Source organism: Haliscomenobacter sp. (assembly GCF_033763495.1).
GTDB lineage: Bacteria > Bacteroidota > Bacteroidia > Chitinophagales > Saprospiraceae > Haliscomenobacter.
Genome location: NZ_JANRKL010000210.1, coordinates 13092 through 28663 on the forward strand (window position 1 = coordinate 13092; position 15572 = coordinate 28663).

The following is a 15572-nucleotide window of genomic DNA, read 5'->3' on the forward strand; positions in this document are numbered from 1 at the left end:
GTGATGAATTGGTGGTAGCCTCTAAATTTCAGGGTTATGTCAGAAAGGAAGAAAGGGGGAATCCTACGTGAAAAATCAATGAATTTTTCCATCCGAGTAGTGAAAATATATCGATATCTCACTGATGAGAAAAAGGAATTTGCACTGAGTAAACAATTACTCCGCTCAGGAACGAACCCTGGGGCAATGATCCGAGAGTCAGAGAACGCGGAATCCAAACAGGATTTTATTCATAAACTAGGCATTGCTCAAAAAGAAATAGGGGAAACGATGTACTGGCTGGAATTGCTTGCTGCTACGGATTATCTCACTGAAAAAGAGTTTCAATCTGTCATTAAAGATGCCGAAGAAATTATGAAAATAATTCGAAGCTCAATTCTCACTGCTAAACGAAAAGGAAACTAATTTTGGCAACCCCGATTCATCACTCATCATTTATCACTTATCATTTTTTAAACACCTAAAACATCATGAACATTAAACAGATTGGAATTATACTTGGCCCCGCCTTATTCACCATACTTTTGATTATTCCTCCGCCGGAAGGCTTGGAACCCGCCGCCTGGAAAGCCATCGCCATGGCCGCCTGGATGCTCAGCTGGTTCATCACCGAGGCCCTCCCGCTCCCTGTAACCGCCCTGCTCCCGATGGTCATCCAACCCCTTTTGGGCTTAGCTAAAGTCAAGGACGCGATGGCGCCCTATTCCGACCCCATCATTTACCTGTTCATGGGCGGCTTCACCATTGCCCTGGCGATGGAACGTTGGAACCTGCACCGCCGCATCGCCCTGAACATCCTGCGGATGACCGGCTCCAATGCCAATGGCATCATCCTGGGTTTTTTCCTGGCTACCGCTCTGATCAGTATGTGGATCAGCAATACAGCGACGACCATCATGATGTTGCCAATGGCCCTGTCCGTGATTGAATTGGTGAATCAAAAAGATGAAAAAGGGAATCCACTACCCGGGATGCGCAATTTTGCGATTTCAATGATGTTGGGGGTATCTTATGCTTCCAGTATTGGTGGCGTTGGCACCTTGATTGGCACCCCACCGAACGTGGTTTTTGCGGCACAGATGAAGGAGCTATTTGACAAACAAATCCCTTTTGGGCAATGGATGGCGGTGGGTGTGCCTTACGCCATTTTGCTCTTGTTGGGCGGCTATTGGATCATTGTACGCTGGGTATTCCCCAATCGTTTGGGCAAAATTGAGGGAGCCAAAGCACGTTTGGATGCTGAATTGGCTAAACTTGGTCCCATGAGTGCGGGAGAAAAACGAACCACCTTGGTCTTTCTACTTGCCGCAGCAGGTTGGATTTTTAAATTGCCCTTGGAAAAGGCCTTTCCGGGTTTGGTGATTGAAGAATCTGTGGTGGGCATTTGTGCAGCGCTGATGTTGTTTGCGGTGCCCATCAGCTTAAAAAATTACACTTTTGCGCTGGACTGGAAACATACCGAAAAATTGCCCTGGGGCATTTTGTTGCTCTTTGGCGGGGGCTTGAGTTTGGCGGCCGCTTTGTCTTCAACCGGTTTAATCGATCTGATCGGCCAACAATTTGCTGGTGGCAATGGCGGCTCCTGGCTGTTTTTATTTGCGCTGGTGACGGTTACTGTGTTTTTAACCGAATTGTTGTCCAATGTGGCCTTGGTAGTGGTTTTTATCCCGGTCATTGGTGCCGTTGCCCAGGCCATGAACATCGATCCGGTAGTGATGTGTATCCCCGTAACCTTGGCCGCAAGTAGTGGATTTATGCTGCCCATGTCCACGCCACCCAACGCAATTGTGTTTTCGAGTGGGCATTTAACGGTCACTACGATGATGCGAGCGGGAGTATGGTTGAACTTGTTGTCCATCGTGTTGATGACGATCTTTGGTAAATTGGTGGTTCCGCTGTTTTTTTAGACCGTATCTTTGCGGCAGAAAAAGAGTAGACACCATGACACTGAAGGACAAGATTCAACAACTCGCCGAGGCTTATCACCCTGAAACTGTAGCCTTGCGGCGGCACATCCACCAAAATCCCGAACTCTCTTTTGAAGAACACGAAACCGGAAAATACGTTGCTGCCCAATTGCAGCAATGGGGCATTCCGCATCAAGTGGGGGTAGCTGGCACGGGGGTGGTAGCCTTGATTGAAGGCAGAAACCCGGGTAAAAACACCATCGCCTTACGCGCCGACATGGACGCATTGCCAATCCTGGAGGCCAATGAGGTGCCTTATAAATCTCAAAATCCGGGAGTCATGCACGCTTGTGGGCACGATGTGCATACCGCTTCACTGCTGGGTGCTGCAAAAATTTTGCAGGAAACCCGCCAGGATTGGGAAGGCACCGTTAAACTCATCTTTCAACCTGCCGAAGAACGTTTGCCCGGCGGAGCTTCTTTGATGATCAAGGAAGGGGTTTTGCAAAATCCCAGCCCAACTGCCATCGTAGGCCAACACGTTCATCCACCCTTGACTGCCGGGAAAGTGGGATTTCGTCCAGGCCGCTACATGGGCTCTTGTGACGAGTTGTACATCACCATCACGGGGAAAGGTGGCCACGGAGCCATGCCTCAAGACTGTGTTGACCCCATTTTGTTGGCGGCACACATGATCACTGCTTTGCAGCAAATCGTCAGCCGCAACAACGACCCGACTATGCCCACAGTATTGACTTTTGGAAAAATCAACTCCACGGGTGGGGCTACCAACATCATTCCTAAAGAGGTAAAAATTGAAGGCACCTTCCGCACCATGGACGAAACCTGGCGCAAGGAGGCCCACCGCCGCATGAAATACATGGCCGAACACCTCATCGAAGGTATGGGCGGCAAAATTGATTTCCTCATCGATGTAGGTTACCCCTGTTTGCTCAATGATGAAGCACTGACCTTGCGCATGCGTCAATCTGCAGAATCCTATCTGGGTGCTGAAAATGTGGTTGATCTTCCGGTGCGCCTCACTGCCGAGGATTTTTCCTACTACTCTCAAGAAATGCCAGCCTGTTTTTATCGATTGGGAACGGGCAATGTGGAGCGGGGTATTACCTCTCCGGTGCATTCGGATACTTTTGATATTGATGAGGAGGCCTTGAAAGTGGGGGCTGGCTTGATGGCCTGGTTGGCGGTGCAGGAGTTGGAGACTATTGCTTAAGTGTGTCTTAAGTGCCTATGGTTTCTTAGGTGGTAAAAAACATAATTTCACCACCTAAGAAACCATAGGCACTTAAGACACACCTAAGTTAGTAAGGGCAGATTTCATTCCCGCTTCAGCAACTGCCCCGGAAACTCCTTCGTACTTTTTCCACCCGCAAAAACCACCTTCCCATTCACCCATACCCGTTCAATGCCCGTTGACAAAGCAGTGGGGTTTTGAAAAGTAGCATTGTCTTGCACCGTTTTGGGGTCAAACAAAACCAAATCGGCGAAATAGCCTGGAGCGATCAAACCTCGTCCCTGTAAACCCAGGTGCTCTGCCGAAAGGCCCGTCATTTTGTGGATGGCTTCCTCCAGGCCTAGGGCTTTTTTCTCCCGCACATAGCGCGCCAATACCCGCGTAAACGCGCCATGTCCCCGCGGATGGCTGCGGTGAGTCCCATCCGAGCACACGTTGGTGTGCGGCCAGCGCAATAGGTTGATCACATCCTGATCGGCCATGGAGGCACCAATGATGGATTCAGTTTGATCAGTTCGTTCCGCTTCAGCAACCAGATACATCAAGGTTTTGGCGACAGGTTCCCCACGTAGTTGGGCAATGGCACTCAGGGTTTTGCCCGCGTAGGCAGGTTGGGCACCAAAACGGGAGACGATGCTACGGGCGGGGTCGATCAATTGAGTGACTGCAAATTCGGCACTGGCCAGGTTATCGAAGTCTTTTTTGGGAAACAATACCCGCAAGGTCGATTGCCAATGTTCGTAAGGATAAACATCTGCTGTGATGTCAATGCCTTCGGCGCGGGCCGCTTGCAGGCGAGCCAACAACTGAGGTGCCTGACCCCACTTGCTTTTGAGGGCTATTTTGAAATGAGAAATCTGCACGGGCAATTTGGCTTCTCGTCCAATCTGGATGATCTCATCGAGCGCGTCGTCCAAATGAATGTCTTCGCTGCGGATATGACTCATGTAGCGCCCTCCAGCGGCAGCAGCTACTTTAGCCAGGGTGATCACTTCATCGCGATTGGAATAAAAACCCTCCTCGTATTCCAGGCCAGAGCACAAGCCCAGGGCACCTGCCTTTAACTCCGCCGCCAATAATTCCTTCATTTTTTCCACTTCTGCTGTAGTCGCCGGCCGCCGAAAACTGCTCAAACCCATCGCCCGCAAGCGCAAGGTGCTGTGCCCGGCATAAGAAGCCAGATTCACCGCGATGGGGCGGCGTTGGAGCCACATGCCCAGGCTATCCATGGGTTCTGATTCTCCATCCTGGCCGGAAACAATGGTGGTAATGCCCTGACTAACCACGGCCAGCATGTCTGGTTTTTCAGCCATCGCCCCGGCGTGGTGGCTATGGGTATCGATGAATCCTGGGGCCAGTACTTTGCCTAAACCGTCGATTACTTTCTCACCGGGCAGAGGACTGAGCGCGCCGATATCCCGAATGCGGTTGTTGAGTACACGTACTGCTCCATAACGGGCTGCACTCCCTGTTCCGTCAACGATTTGAACATTGCGAATCAGGGTCGAGGTGGGAAATGTAAAAGGCTTGCCTTCCGCCCAGGCCCTCAGGATTTGGTGTACAAAGCCCTGGCCAGAATTGTCCAGGGCGATCAAAGTGGTTTTTTGCTCCAGATTACGCACAATCAAGGTCCGAAATCCAACCCAACTACCGGTATGGCTTAGTTCGCGACCATCTTTTCCGATTCCCCAGCCGAAGCCATAAGGGTAAGTGCTACCGTCGTTCAATTTGACCGGGCTAAATGCTTCGTCCAAGGTGCTTTTTTTTACCAATTTTTCCGTGTACAAGGCTTGATCCCAACGCAGCAAATCCTCGGCAGAGCTGTAAACGTTGCCATCCCCCACTACCCCATCGATGCTGATGAGGTCATCTGGTAACCATTTTCCGCCTTCACGACGCATACCCATCACCCGTTGAGCAGGAGCAGAGGGTCCTTTGAAGTGGTAAACAAAACTTTGGCTGAGGCCTAAAGGGCGGGCAATCCGTTCAGCAAAAAACTGGGCGAAGGGTTTTCCTGAGGCCTTTTCAACCACCGAAGCGAGCAGTATGTATCCAGTATTGCAATATGACCACTGGCTGCCGGGCTCAAATTCTAGGGCAGGTTTGTGGCGCGCCAGGAGTTGTAAAAGATCATCATTGGTCAAAGTGTCCAACAAGGTGAGCTGCCGCTGGGCCAGGTCAAAATACTCGGGTAGCCCGGAAGTGTGGGTCAAAAGTTGTCGAACCTTTATGTTGGGGTAAGGAAAATTGGGTAGGTATTTTTGCACCGGGTCATCGTACTGGAGTTTGTTTTCTTCCTTGAGTAACATTGCAGCCATGGCCACAAATTGCTTGGACACGGAAGCAAGATTGAAGGACGATTGGGTATTCAAAAGCGTTTTACCTCCTGCATCATTTTGGCCCAAAGCTTTTTTGTACAAGACCTGACCTTCCTGTGCCACTAGTACCGCGCCATTGAACAGCTGGAGTTGCCGCAAGGCAGTTAAGGCTGAATCCAGGCGAATGGGATTGGGTTTATTTTGACCGTAGCTCAGGTTAAGGTAGAACAAACAAAAGAGCAGCAATTTGATTTTTAGCAGTTTTTCCATATACATTGATGAATGATCGGTTTTGATGCTAAAGTTGAGGAAAATAGCTCACATTTCTGTACATCGGCTTACCAAGTGAATTTTTTTTTCTGGAAAAAAAAGTCTGGCAAGCATCTTTGTTTTTGTTTCTCACTCCTTGTTAACGATACACTCAAAACCTGACTTATGAAACCGACTCTCCTCTTCTTTTGCTGGCTTAGCCTACTGCCATTTTTACAAGCCCAACAATTCATCCAAGTCAAAAACAACCCTTTGGTCAACAAACCCGGGGACAGCCGCAGCGTCAACCTCGTAGACGTCAATGGTGACGGGCTGGACGATGTGTTCATCTCTAAAGGCTTGAAAGGTGGGCAAAACAACGACCTTTACCTCAATCTCGGCAAAGGCAATTTTAAAGCCATCATCACCGACTCCATTGCCCTCGACATGAGTCCTTCCGACGGCGCCACCTTTGCCGATACCGACAACGACGGCGACCTTGATGCCTACGTCACCACCTGGTACCGCCGCCCCAATCTTTTTTACACCAATGATGGCAAAGGAAGTTTCACCTACCAACGCCAAGGGATTACTGGCCCAATGGGCACCTATTCCGAAACCGCCGCCTTTGGGGATTACGACAACGATGGCCTGGTCGACATCTACATCACCAACAGTGCAGGCGACAAACGCAACTTGCTCTACCGCAACACGGGCAACAACAACTTCGAGCGCATCCAACTCGATTGGCTAAACGAAGCCCTGCCCAGCCGTTCAGCCAATTGGGCAGACTACGACAACGATGGCGACCTGGATCTATTTGTGGCCAATGAAGAAGCAAATTACAACAGCCTTTTCAAAAACCAGGGCAAGGGGCATTTTGAAAAAATCGCTAATGACCCGCTGGTGCGTGATACTTTTAGCTCAGTTACCGCCAGTTGGGGCGACGTGAACAATGATGGGTACCTGGATCTATTCGTGGGCAATGCCGGGTACATGAAGGCCCAAAACAACCAACTTTTTATCAACAACGGTGAAGGAGGATTTACCCTGGCACCCACTGGGCCCATTCAAACCGATGGGGGCTGTAGCTTTAGTAGCGCTTTTGCCGATTACGACAATGATGGCGACCTCGATTTGTTTGTCAGCAATGGCTATTGCGCAGGAGAGATTGTGAACTTTTTGTACCGCAACAAAGGGGATGGCACGTTTGAGCGCGACTTGCAAGGTTTGCCCAATTTTAGTACACCCTGTTCTTTTGGCACCGCCTGGAGCGACCTGAACAACGATGGATTCCAGGATTTGGTGATCTCTACCTGCAAAAACGGGCAAAACGACCCCGAGCCAAACAACTTGCTGTTTATGAACCAAGGCAACAAAAATAGCTGGTTGAAAATTCATTTATCGGGCACCCAATCCAATCGTGCGGCCATTGGGGCAAAACTACGGGTGAAAAGTACCATCAATGGCAAGGCCGTTTGGCAAATGCGCGAAATTTCAGCCCAAACTGGTTATGCTGGCCAAAATAGCCTCACGGCCCACTTCGGGCTGGCCACTTCCAAACGAGTGGATGAACTTGTCATCGAATGGCCAAGTGGGGTGAAACAACATTTCAACAAAGTCAAAACGGGGCGCAGGTATCAACTCAAGGAGAATGGCAAACTGATCATTTGGCCTTAATATTTGCCTTTAAATCTTGCAAAGCTGCTTCCAACTGTGGGTATTGAAAATCAAATCCTTCCTGTTGAATTTTGCCGGATGAAGCCCTTACCCCAGTGAGGATGGCATCCGCCAATTCCCCCAAAATCATCCGCAACGCAATGGCCGGTGCTGGAATGTTGATTGCCCTTGGAGCGAAAACCTGTGAGGTGGTTCTAATCAATTCCCGATTGCGAACGGGATGGGGCGCAACCGCATTGAAGAACCCCTGCATGCCCTCATCCTGGATGGCGAAAAGAAACATGCGACAAAGGTCGTCGATGTGGATCCAGGGGTACCAGGTCCGGCCGGTACCAAAATAGGGGGCAGTGCCAAATTTCATGGGTTCGAGCAGTTTTGGCAAAGCGCCGCCTTTGGTCGAAAGTACAATGCCAACGCGTAGTCCAACGACCCGCAAACCCGTTTCGCTCAAGCTGCGAATAGAAGCTTCCCAGGCGATACAACTTTCGGGCAAAAAACCTTTGCCTGGTGCAACATCTTCATTGACCCATTGGTCGGAAGGGTTATCACCGTAATAGCCTACAGCTGCACTGGATATAAAAGCTTTGGGCTTTTCGGGCATCGCCAGAATCTGGCGCTTGAGCAGTTGATTGCTTTTTACCCGACTCTCGATGATGAGGCGTTTGCGTACCTGTGTCCAGGGTTTGTCGGCAACACCAGCTCCGGCGAGGTTGATGATGTAGTCTACATTTTCCAGGGCTTTGGCATCAATTGTACCTTGGTCCACATCCCAGGCGTAGGTAGGATAAAGGGCATCTGGTCGAGGGTCCCGGCTGAGCTGCCTAACCTCAAAACCCTGTTCGCTCAGCAATTTGCTCAACCGGGTTCCGATTAAACCCGTACCTCCTGCAATTAATACACTACGCATCCTATTTATTTTTTTATCCACAAAATACAACAGCTAAATTGGGGATAATTTTTTTTCCGTTGCATATTGTTTATTTTTGGGCAAATAAGGCTAATGAAGCTTGTTTGTAACACCAGATTTAATCAGTCGTTCATTGGTGTAGTAAAATTTTGAAACCTTTAATCCAAAGTAATGCGTTACATGAACATCTCCAAAACCGTTCTTATTTTAGTGGTTCTTGCGCTTGCCACTGCATATTTTTGTACCAATGCTGTTAAATATAAGCGCACTGGGAATTCTGTAGTCGTGCGCATGGAAAGTGATGCCGATCGTTTGAATACCATTTTGACCCAAACCAATTACGGGCGTATCCCCTCTGATCTGGCCCATTTGAATCTGATGACCTATAACGATTCCTTTGAATTGGTGCCTTACCTGGTCAAAGCTCAACCCATCATCAAAGATTTACCGAATAACGCAGTGAGTTATACTTTTGAAATCCTGGATGAGGCGGTCTGGGATGATGGGAAACCTGTAACTGGTAAGGACTATTTGTTTACCCTCAAAACCATCCTCAACCCCAAGATAGAAGGCGTAATCGGACCTTTTGTGGAAGAAATCAAGGATGTACAAATTGACCCGAAAAATCCGAAACGTTTTACGGTGGTGATGAGTCCCAAAACCATCTATTCACTCGATTACGCGACCAACTCTTTTTCGGTCATCCCTGAGCACATTCTGGATCCCAAAGGTTTGATGAAAGACATTCCCTTCAGCGACTTAAGCGATCCTGCTAAAGCTGAGGCATTAGGTTCCAACCCCAAGGTGGTTGAATTTGCCGAATTGTTCAGTTCTCAGCCTTATTCCAATGACCCTAAGTACCTGGTTGGTTGTGGTCCATACCGCATCGAGTCCTGGACTCCTGGTGAAAAAATTGTCGTCAAAAAGAAAAAGGATTGGTGGGGGGACAAAATAGTCAAAACCCATCCTCTGCTTACTGCATATCCCGATGAAATTACTTTTAAAATCATCGTTGACCCTGCTGCCACCACGGCTGCCCTTAAAAACGAAGAAATTGACGCCACCAACCGGCTCACGCCCGAGGACTTTTTGGATTTGCAAAGAAACGAAGCAGTCAGTGAACGCTACAATTTTCTCAGCCCCACTACCATGACTTATTTTTGTATTGCAACCAACACGCGCAATCCTAAACTGGCGGATAAGCGGGTTCGCAAAGCCCTTGCACATATACTGGATGTAGATGAGCTGATCAATGAATTGTATTTGGGTTTTGGGGTAAGAATTTGTAGTCCCGTACCCCTCAATTCTCCAGATTATAATAAAAACATTAAGCCTATACCTTTTGACCTCAACAAAGCCAGGACCTTGTTGGCTGAGGCAGGTTGGAAAGACAGCAACAAAAACGGCATTGTTGACAAAGTAATCGATGGCAAAGTCACCGAGTTGAGTTTGTCCTATTTTTATACTGCTGGTAGAGAAACAGCTCAACAAATGGCGCTGTTGTTTCAGGACAATGGGAAAAAAGTTGGCATTGACATCATTCCCAAAGCCCTGCCCGGGCCTGAATTAGTTGGAAATTGGGCGAGTCATAACTTTGAATTGCTGAGTGCAGGAAGAAGTTTACCTCACATCTGGTCTCCCGAACAAACCTGGCGTACAGATTCGGACAACCGTAGTGGTTTTGGCAATGCGGAAACCGATGCCCTGATCGATCAGATTCCGGTTACTTTTGATGTCAAAAAACGCCGGGCGATGTACCATCGTTTGCAGGAAATGATTTTTGAGGAACAAGCAGAAATTTTCCTATTCACCCTTAAAGAATGTGTCGCCATACACAAGCGATTTGAGGCGGAAGCCATCGAAAGCACTCCTGGCTATGCACCTGCTGAATTCAAATTGAAATAAACTCAATGCTCCGCTATTTTTTCAAACGTCTTCTGCTGTTTGCGCCTACCCTCTTGGTAGCCCTGGTACTCACTTTTGGGCTGAGTCGACTAGTGCCCGGCGACCCGGTGGAAGAAGCCAACGCGGAGGAATTTGAGCGATCAACCCAGAGTGAGGCGGAACTGCTGCGGATGTACCGTAGCCGTTCCGCGCGGATGGGACTGGATAAACCTGTTTTTTATTTTGCTTTCCACCCCGCGGCTTACCCCGATACTTTATACAAAATTCCTTTTCGGAATCGTCGGGAAGTATTGATGAAATTGCTGCGGCAAAACGGCAATTGGCCTGCCGTTGAAGCGTACTACGAGTCTTTGGGCCAATTAAAAAAAGAGCTTCAGTGCATGCCTGTTAAATGGAATTCCGTGGCCCGTAGCAGCCTGGGGCAGGTGATCAATACCCTGCAATTCAGCAATGACCTGGGAGTAGCTCAATTGCACCTAAAAAAAATGGCGGCCTTGATTCCACAAGATTCAATGCTTCAACAGGCAACTTTTCCTACTTATCAGCAATTGCGGAAATCTTATGATTTTTTGATGGCTCATCCCCAAAAAGCCAAATTGTATCGTCCTGCCCTGGTTTGGCAGGGTTTTGACAACCAATTCCACCAAACTTTTTGGGGCTATCTGCAAGGTAATCTTGGTCAGTCTTATGAGGATGGCAAACCTGTAAGTGCAAAAATTGGCCGCGCCTTGAGTTGGACTTTATTGATCAATATTTTTGCCCTGCCCATTGCCTATTTGTTGGCGATCTTCATTGGAGTGCGGATGGCCGTTCAACACGGATCAAAATTTGACAAACGAACCAATGCCATTTTGTTTGGCTTATATGCCATGCCATCCTTTTGGGTTGCGCTGGTGCTTTTGGTGGTTTTTTCCAACCCCGATTGGGGCATGAATTTTGTCAGCATTACCGGCATGATGGATTTGGATAAAAACTCTTCCTGGAGCACCTGGCTGAGCGTCAGTTTCCGGCAATTGATCATTCCGATCCTTTGTTTGATTTATCCGGCCATGACCGTATTGACGCGGCAAATGCGCAGTACCATGATGGTGGCGCTCAAGCAGGATTTTGTACGCACTGCCCGAGCTAAAGGAGTTGGTGAAAATGAGGTGATTTGGCAGCATGCCTTTCCCAACGCCGCTTTCCCGTTGATCACTTCATTTGGCTCTTTGTTGCCCGAAATGGTGGCTGGTTCACTTCTGGTGGAAAATATTTTCAATATCCCCGGCATGGGGCATTTGATGGTTGACGCCATGGGGACGCAAGATTGGCCAGTAGTTTTTGGCATCATGTTGTTGGGCACCTTTTTAAGCATTGTTGGCTTAGTACTCGTTGACCTGGCTTACGCCTGGCTTGACCCTCGAGTTCGTTTTGATCGCAGCAATCTATCGGTATGAAAAAAAGACAGGGCATCAACAGTTATTGGAGGAATGTGTGGCAGCGGTTTCGGGCACGCAGCGCGGGCAGATTGGCTTTGCGCAGTCTGTTGGTTTTTGTCCTCATTGCCCTGATCAGCCCTTTTGTCGCTAATGAACGCCCCTGGTACATCAAGGTAGATGGAAAAAGTTATTCGCCCTTGCTGCATGGAATCTTGGTAGATTTGGGTGTTGCCCGATGGCCTGAAGTTCTTTTTCCTACCGAAGATTGGGCAGAAAAAACTCACCAAGGAATTGCATTTACCCTAATTCCTTATTCACCAGGCTCTATTGACCATAAAAACCTCAATGCCCGTGGGCCCTTTGAACGGCAAAGGGTCGAATCCTGGCGCTTCTGGCACTGGTTGGGCACGGATAAAACCGGGCGAGATGTTGCGGCGGGGATGTTGCATGGCACCCGAATGGCCTTATGGTTGGGCTGCATCATGGTGGGAATTGCCATTTTGATGGGTTTGTTCTTGGGTGGTATAGCGGGATATTTTGGCGATCAGGGATTGATTGTTCCCAAGTCCAGGATTTGGGCCATTTTGTTGTTTTTGCCTTTTTTGTTGTTTTACCTTGCCTATTTGCCCGGTGTTGCGGAAGGTGCTTCCGCCTGGACACGGGGCTCTCAAGCATTGTTCTATCTTGTTGTGTACCTGATTTTGGTATTTCTGTTGGATCGTCTGTTGTTTTTACTCCTGCCAAAGTTGGGTCACTACGTGGTTCCCCTGGATACATTATTGATGCGTTTACTCGAAGTTGTAGATGCTATTCCCAGCATTATTCTGGTTTTAGCACTCATTGCTACCTTGCAACAACCTACCACGACCTACATGATGGTTGTTGTTGGCATTGTCAGTAGTGCTTCGGTAGCCCGTTTTGTGCGTGCTGAGTTTTTAAAGGTTCGGCAACAAACCTATATGGAAGCGGGCAGGGCCTTGGGTTTTACCCACCTGCGCTTGTTGTTTCGCCATGCCTTGCCCAATGCGCTAGGGCCATTATTGGTTTTACTCTCCTTTAGTATGGCTACAGCCATTGTCACCGAGTCAACTTTATCAATTCTAGGCATTGGTTCACCTGATCGGGTTACCTGGGGCTCTATTTTGGGCGAACTGCGGGGTCAGCACCAAATAGAATGGTGGCTGGCGCTTTTCCCGGGTTTAGCTATTTTCTTTACGGTACTCACCTTTAAATATTTGAGTGAAGGTTTGAGCGAGGCTTTGGGTGAAAAATAGGGCTCAAATAATAATTTGCCACCCTCACTTCCTTTCTTTAGTTCATTTTTGCTGTGGTTAAAAAATTCATTGAAAAACCTGAACGTTGCTTCTATTGGAGTGTACTTCAAAAAAATCAATAATTTTTTTCTGTACATAGGGGTAATTCATTTCCCCTTACATCTACTAATTATTCATTCACATTTTTTTCATCACCTGACTGTTATGAAACTTCTATTAACCTTAGGAAGCATGGCATTGTTTTGCCTCTCGCTTCAGGCCCAAGCTAACCTGAATGGCAAAATTCAAGATGAAAATAGCCGGGCCATTCCTTATGCCAATGTCTTGTTGCTCGAAATCAAAGACTCCAGTTTGGTCAAAGGCGCCATTACCGCAGATGATGGTAGTTTTGAATTCAGTGCCGTACCTACCGGAAAATCTTACCTGCTGCGCGTAGTTATGTTGGGATTTGAAGAGCACTTCCAAAACATTCCTGATTTTAAGGAAAACCTCAAGCTCCCCACTATTTCACTGCGCAACCAGACCCAAACCCTAGCCACTGCCGAAGTTACCGCCCGCAAACCATTTTTGGAACAAAAAGCTGGCACACTCATCGTCAATGTAGCCAACAGCATCACTGGAGCCAGTGGTAGTGCTTTGGACGTATTGCGCAAGGTGCCAGGCATGATTGTGGTCAATGACCGCATTAGTTTGGCTGGCCAAACGGGCTTGACCATCCTCATCGACGGTCGCCCTACCCAATACATGGACATGCAAAGCCTGCTCAAAGACATGCCCTCGGCCAATATCGACCGCATTGAAGTAATCAGTCAACCAGGCGCACGCTTCGACGCCCAAGGAACTGGGGCAGTGCTGAACATCATCCTCAAACGCAACATGAAATTGGGCCTCAATGGCACCGCAACAGTTGGGGCAGGCAAAGGCAAGTTTTGGAAATACCGTGCATCAAGCACTCTGAACTTCCGCAACGAAAAATTCAACTTCACCAACTCCCTGGCCTTTAGCCACCGTACCTGGTACGAACAACTGGATTTGGAGCGGGTAGTAGGCACAGAGTTGTACAAACAAAGCAATTTCCAACCCGGTTTGCCTTATTCTTTGAACATCAAATCGGGCGTGGATTATTACATCAGTAAAAATCAAACAGCAGGTGTTTCGGTAAATGCCCTTGGCAGTACCAGTGAGGTGGTGAACGAAAGTACCACCTCCATTTTGCCTGATGCCCTGCAAAAAGCCCGGGCAGAAATTTTAACTTACAATGAAACCGACCGCCGTTCCGGGTTTGTCAACCTGGACGCCTACTACGAGTTCAAACTGGATACCAGCGGCCAAAAACTCAATGCTGATTTCAGCATCAACCGTTATGGCCGCAACATCAGCAACCTGCTGCGGACTGAAGTGGTCAGTGGTGATGAAACCTATAACAATCGCCTACAAAAACAACCCGGTGATACCGAAATTGAAGCCTATCGATTGGATTATACCAAACCCTTCAGCAAAAAACTCCAAATTGAAACCGGGTTAAAATACAGCCATGCCATTGTGGACAACGACTTGCAGGCGAGTATTTTTAACGACAACAATTGGGTGAATGACCCTTCCTTGAGCAACCACTTTGTTTTTACGGAAAAAATTGCGGCAGCTTATGTTTCTTCTAATTTCACCCTGGGTAAAGTTGAAGGTCAGGCGGGTTTGCGTTACGAGAACTCCCAATCCACGGGCTATTCAGTAACTTTGGACAGCACTCAACAGCGCAGGATTGCCCGCTTTTTCCCCAGTTTGAGTTTGTCAGCGCCGCTGGGTGGCAAGCTGGGTTGGTCGGCAGCATATAGCAATCGCATCAATCGGCCCAGCTATGGGTCCTTGAATCCATTTGTACAATTCCTCGATCCGTATACCTACAAAAAAGGGAACCCCTTCCTGCGGCCCGAGATCACGGATTCGTATAAAATGTCTTTGACTTACGACAAACAACCTTTTTTCAACCTGGAATATACCCGCACCAAGGATGTGATTCAGCTCGTCACCCAGCAAGACGACGCCACCGGGGTAGGTTTTGGCATGGACGACAACCTAGCTACTTTTGAACGCTACGGTGGTAGTTTGTTCTTCCCACTGGAATTTGTGAAAAAATTGTCTGGTTATGGAGGGGTGATGGTTTTTTACAACCGCTACGAATCTGAGGTTTTTGAGGAACAATTCAACCAGGGTCGCTGGAATGCAGTGGCTTTTTTGAATGCAACTTATACTTTGCCCAAAGACTGGAAATTTGAAATGAATGGCTGGTACTCTGGCCCTGGCATTGAAGGCATTCAAATTGCCGAGCACTTGTACGGGGTGAGTTTTGGAGTCCAGAAAAAAATCATGAAGGGCAAGGGCAATCTCAATTTGGCTCTCGACGACATGTTGTTCCGTTACTGGCATGGCCGGATTGATCATGCTACTTTTGAGGCCAATATTGTGTCTTCCTGGGAAACGCGCATTGCGAATCTGAGCTTTACTTACAATTTTGGTAATCAGTATTTGAACAAGGGTGCTCGGAGAAGAAGTGGAGCATCGGAGGAGCAGAGCCGGGTGGGGGAAAAGTAAATGAAAAATGAAAAATGAAAAATAGGCTACCGCAGCGGCTTTCACACACAATCTTGAACAAGTCGCTGCG

Annotated in this window: 10 protein-coding genes; 8 read left to right on the plus strand and 2 right to left on the minus strand. The window is 48.2% G+C overall.

Annotated elements, in window-relative coordinates:
• Positions 1-36: 36 nt before the first annotated feature.
• The 3 genes from SFV55_RS24890 (at position 37) to SFV55_RS24900 (ending at position 3141) form a co-directional block, all read left to right on the plus strand.
• Positions 37-405, plus strand: a complete 369-nt coding sequence (locus tag SFV55_RS24890; RefSeq protein WP_320032283.1) for a four helix bundle protein — start codon at positions 37-39, stop codon at positions 403-405.
• Between the two features lie 65 nt (positions 406-470).
• Entirely contained in the window at positions 471-1907 is a 1437-nt protein-coding gene (locus SFV55_RS24895) for a DASS family sodium-coupled anion symporter (RefSeq protein ID WP_320032284.1), read from the plus strand.
• Between the two features lie 34 nt (positions 1908-1941).
• Positions 1942-3141 (plus strand): amidohydrolase, encoded by a 1200-nt coding sequence (locus SFV55_RS24900; RefSeq protein WP_320032285.1) that lies wholly within the window; start codon positions 1942-1944, stop codon positions 3139-3141.
• A 104-nt stretch (positions 3142-3245) separates the two neighbouring features.
• Here the strand turns inward: SFV55_RS24900 and SFV55_RS24905 are convergent, their stop codons facing one another.
• The gene (locus tag SFV55_RS24905) at positions 3246-5750 is read right to left on the minus strand and encodes a serine hydrolase (RefSeq protein WP_320032286.1); all 2505 of its coding nucleotides are present in this window, start codon (positions 5748-5750) and stop codon (positions 3246-3248) included.
• 165 nt (positions 5751-5915) lie between these two features.
• Here SFV55_RS24905 and SFV55_RS24910 point away from each other — a divergent pair, with 165 nt between their 5' ends.
• On the plus strand, positions 5916-7409 hold the full coding sequence (locus tag SFV55_RS24910; protein WP_320032287.1) for a CRTAC1 family protein: 1494 nt from the start codon (positions 5916-5918) through the stop codon (positions 7407-7409).
• Here SFV55_RS24910 and SFV55_RS24915 read toward each other — a convergent pair.
• Positions 7396-8316 carry a TIGR01777 family oxidoreductase gene (locus tag SFV55_RS24915; RefSeq protein ID WP_320032288.1) on the minus strand — a complete coding sequence of 307 codons (921 nt, stop codon included), beginning with the start codon at positions 8314-8316 and terminating at the stop codon, positions 7396-7398. The two genes, SFV55_RS24910 and SFV55_RS24915, sit on opposite strands and share 14 nt — an antisense overlap.
• Positions 8317-8496: 180 nt before the next feature.
• Here SFV55_RS24915 and SFV55_RS24920 point away from each other — a divergent pair, with 180 nt between their 5' ends.
• The 4 genes from SFV55_RS24920 (at position 8497) to SFV55_RS24935 (ending at position 15502) form a co-directional block, all read left to right on the plus strand.
• Positions 8497-10221, plus strand: a complete 1725-nt coding sequence (locus SFV55_RS24920) for an ABC transporter substrate-binding protein (RefSeq protein WP_320032289.1) — start codon at positions 8497-8499, stop codon at positions 10219-10221.
• Positions 10222-10226: 5 nt separating this feature from the next.
• Positions 10227-11657 carry an ABC transporter permease gene (locus SFV55_RS24925; protein ID WP_320032290.1) on the plus strand — a complete coding sequence of 477 codons (1431 nt, stop codon included), beginning with the start codon at positions 10227-10229 and terminating at the stop codon, positions 11655-11657.
• Entirely contained in the window at positions 11654-12913 is a 1260-nt protein-coding gene (locus SFV55_RS24930; RefSeq protein WP_320032291.1) for an ABC transporter permease, read from the plus strand. The genes SFV55_RS24925 and SFV55_RS24930 overlap by 4 nt, the downstream gene beginning before the upstream one ends.
• Before the next feature lie 231 nt (positions 12914-13144).
• Positions 13145-15502, plus strand: coding sequence for an outer membrane beta-barrel protein (locus tag SFV55_RS24935; protein WP_320032292.1), 2358 nt, complete (start codon positions 13145-13147; stop codon positions 15500-15502).
• The last annotated feature ends 70 nt before the right edge of the window (positions 15503-15572 follow it).

Excerpts from the sequence above, each read along its gene's own strand:
- SFV55_RS24890 (WP_320032283.1), top strand. The coding sequence starts at position 37 with ATGTCAGAAAGGAAGAAAGGGGGAATCCTACGTGAAAAATCAATGAAT.
- SFV55_RS24895 (WP_320032284.1), top strand. The coding sequence starts at position 471 with ATGAACATTAAACAGATTGGAATTATACTTGGCCCCGCCTTATTCACC.
- SFV55_RS24900 (WP_320032285.1), top strand. The coding sequence starts at position 1,942 with ATGACACTGAAGGACAAGATTCAACAACTCGCCGAGGCTTATCACCCT.
- SFV55_RS24905 (WP_320032286.1), bottom strand. The coding sequence starts at position 5,750 with ATGGAAAAACTGCTAAAAATCAAATTGCTGCTCTTTTGTTTGTTCTAC.
- SFV55_RS24910 (WP_320032287.1), top strand. The coding sequence starts at position 5,916 with ATGAAACCGACTCTCCTCTTCTTTTGCTGGCTTAGCCTACTGCCATTT.
- SFV55_RS24915 (WP_320032288.1), bottom strand. The coding sequence starts at position 8,316 with ATGCGTAGTGTATTAATTGCAGGAGGTACGGGTTTAATCGGAACCCGG.
- SFV55_RS24920 (WP_320032289.1), top strand. The coding sequence starts at position 8,497 with ATGAACATCTCCAAAACCGTTCTTATTTTAGTGGTTCTTGCGCTTGCC.
- SFV55_RS24925 (WP_320032290.1), top strand. The coding sequence starts at position 10,227 with ATGCTCCGCTATTTTTTCAAACGTCTTCTGCTGTTTGCGCCTACCCTC.
- SFV55_RS24930 (WP_320032291.1), top strand. The coding sequence starts at position 11,654 with ATGAAAAAAAGACAGGGCATCAACAGTTATTGGAGGAATGTGTGGCAG.
- SFV55_RS24935 (WP_320032292.1), top strand. The coding sequence starts at position 13,145 with ATGGCATTGTTTTGCCTCTCGCTTCAGGCCCAAGCTAACCTGAATGGC.